The sequence below is a fragment of the Paraburkholderia sediminicola genome, from assembly GCF_046026895.1.
Taxonomy (GTDB): domain Bacteria; phylum Pseudomonadota; class Gammaproteobacteria; order Burkholderiales; family Burkholderiaceae; genus Paraburkholderia; species Paraburkholderia sediminicola_C.
On the sequence record NZ_JAQQEU010000214.1, the window covers coordinates 1 to 1,543 of the forward strand.

At 61.4% G+C, this 1,543-nt stretch carries 2 protein-coding genes; both read left to right on the plus strand.

Features of this window, described 5'->3' with window-relative positions:
• A partial coding sequence (locus PQR02_RS40350) for a carbon starvation CstA family protein (protein ID WP_408243372.1) occupies positions 1 to 689 on the plus strand: 689 nt, incomplete at its 5' end.
• 2 nt (positions 690 to 691) lie between these two features.
• Positions 692 to 961 (plus strand): YbdD/YjiX family protein, encoded by a 270-nt coding sequence (locus tag PQR02_RS40355; protein ID WP_408243373.1) that lies wholly within the window; start codon positions 692 to 694, stop codon positions 959 to 961.
• Positions 962 to 1,543: the final 582 nt, after the last annotated feature.

The following is a 1,543-nucleotide window of genomic DNA, read 5'->3' on the forward strand; positions in this document are numbered from 1 at the left end:
GCGGTCAGACCATGGAGGCCTTCTGGTATCACTTCGCTATCCTGTTCGAGGCGCTGTTCATCCTGACAGCCGTAGACGCCGGCACGCGGGTCGGCCGCTTCATGATCCAGGACATGCTAGGCCATGTCTATCGGCCGCTCGGCGACACCCAGCTGCTGCCCGCGAACCTGCTGGGCACCGGCCTCTGCGTGGCAGCCTGGGGCTACTTTCTCTATCAGGGCGTGGTCGATCCGCTCGGGGGCATCAACACACTCTGGCAGCTTTTCGGAGTGGGCAACCAGATGCTCGCCGGCATTGCCCTGCTGCTCTGCACGAGCGTCCTGGTGAAGATGAAGCGCGAGCGCTACATCTGGGTGACGTTGGTGCCGACAGCGTGGCTCCTCATTACCACGCTCACTGCAGGCATCCAGAAGATCTTCCATAGCGACCCGCGTATCGGCTTCCTCGCGCTGGCGAACAAGTTCAGTGACGCCGCCGCACAGGGGACCGTACTCGCTCCCGCCAAGTCGATTGCGGAAATGCAGCGGGTCGCCTTCAACAACTATCTGGATGCGGTGGTCTGCGGCTTCTTTGTCGTGCTGGTGCTGGCGATGTGCGTCTTCGCCGTCACGATCTGCTTGCGGGCGCTGCGGCAGGCACAGCCCACTGTCAACGAGACGCCTGTTGTTGTGCGCGCCAAGGGGGCTTGATCATGAAAACGATCTTCAATGGCAAACTCGCGGCGGTGCCAGTTCGGGGCGCGAACGCCGGGGCCGTGAGCAACGCACTGGGGACACGGCTATCGGAGCTTGCGCGCACCATGCGCGGAGCCTGCGCGCAGATGTTCGGCATCCCGGACTATGAACGCTATATTGAGCACATGGCCTCGCGCCACCCGTGCGATCCGCTGCTGTCGCGACGTGAGTTCTTCATCGGGGCCATCGATCGGAAATACAGTCGCAATGGGCCGAGGTGCTGTTAGCGCCGCTCGTGACCTCCATAATCGTGTGTTTTGGCAGAAATCGCACAAGTTGATCGCTGAGCACCACGGGACTGAGATTGTTTCGGTCGTCGCATTCCGTTATCGGCTTTTGCAGGGGGCTGGGTCGAATCGGCCGATCGCGAACGTCGCTGTCCGGCCGATAGTGTTGAAAAAGTCGCCGCATAGTTTTTGCGACCTGCTCGCAAAAAAATCGGCCTCTCAGATCGGCCTACAAACCGCTCGCGGATGCCGGTCAAGGGTAAGAATACCCCTGAAAACCTCGCTAGAAAGACGGTCAGCGACTTTTTCAACAGTATCGGCCAGGAGCCGTCATTCGCGCACTCGATTGCCCAGACATTCCACCGGCTGAATCCGCCTCGGTAAGAGGCCATTCCATCGGCGACAGTGAATGTTGCAACATCGGCTGGGGCAGTCATTCGGGGTAGGTCTGCGGCGAGAAGGCCGCGATGTCCGCTTTCGGGAAACGCTGGCGGCCGAACGCGCCGGCTTCCCGTCGGCTGGCCCGCGTCGGCTGGTGCCGCGCAAGTTGAGTCTGACCGCGAAAGGAGGCAGCGGCGTTCG

Coding starts and splice junctions, on each gene's coding strand:
- PQR02_RS40355 (WP_408243373.1), top strand. CDS start 692: ATGAAAACGATCTTCAATGGCAAACTCGCGGCGGTGCCAGTTCGGGGC.